This window comes from Bradyrhizobium ingae (assembly GCF_055791185.1).
Genome location: NZ_JBVUBB010000099.1, coordinates 1 through 997, shown reverse-complemented (window position 1 = coordinate 997; position 997 = coordinate 1). Strand labels below are relative to the sequence as shown.

Sequence of the window (997 nt, the reverse complement as noted above, 5' to 3'; positions counted from 1 at the left end):
CGCCCAGGTCCTGGACAAGCTGACCACGCTGTTCGTCTACATCCTGCTTGCCGCGATGTGGAACCTGCTCTCCGGCTATGCCGGTCTGGTCTCGGTGGGCCAGCAGGCCTATTTCGGTCTCGGCGCCTACTTCGCGCTGCGGCTCGTCAGCTTCGGTGCGCCGCCCTATCCCGCGCTATTCGCCGGCGCGATCGGCGCGGCGTTGGTCGCGGCGCTCGTGTCGGTCCTCCTGCTGCGCTTGCGCGACGGCGAGTTCGCCGTCGCCTCATGGGTGGTGGCGGAAGTCGTTCGCGTGCTCGTGATGTTCGATCTCTTGGTGCAGGGCGAGACGGGTACGTCGCTGATCGCACTCAACGGCTATGACCCGGCGCAACGCATTGCGCTGACCTACTGGCTCGCGCTCGCCAGCGTCGCGGTGATGCTGCTCGCCTCGCTCGTGCTGCTGCGCAGCCGGATCGGCGCGGCGGTGCAGGCCATCCGCGACGACGAGGAGGCCGCGCGGTCGCTCGGCGTTGAGATCATCCGGACTAAGCAGACAATCTACGTTCTCGCAGCCTTCGGCTGCGCGCTCGCAGGCGTTATCTGGCTCGCCAGCGCCGTCACGTTCCTCCCGCGCACGAATTTCGGGGTGCAGTGGACCGTGTTCATGCTGTTCATGGTGCTGGTGGGCGGCTTGCGAACGATGGAAGGGCCGATTCTCGGGGCGCTGATCTTCTTCGTGCTGCAGGAAGTCTTCGGCGATTTCGGCGTCTGGTATCTGTTCGGCACGGGGCTCGTCGCCGTCGTCTTCGCATTGGCGCTGCCCGGCGGATTGTGGGGCGCCATTCACGGGCGTTGGGGCTTGCGCCTCTTTCCGCTCGGTGAACGGCTGGTCGAGCGTCCGACCACAGCCACTCCGCGCAGCGAGCGATGCCTGGAGTCCGTCTAGCAGGCTGTTGAAGAAGTCTCTGGCACGGAATTGGACGTGATTCTCTCGATGATTGAATCGGGAGGCCGG

General features: G+C 65.7%; 1 protein-coding gene. It reads left to right on the top strand.

The window, feature by feature from the left end; all coding sequences use genetic code 11:
- Window positions 1-928, top strand: a 928-nt coding sequence (locus tag ACV1FX_RS41705; RefSeq protein WP_473123280.1) for a branched-chain amino acid ABC transporter permease, incomplete at its 5' end; no start/stop codon positions are given.
- Window positions 929-997: the final 69 nt, after the last annotated feature.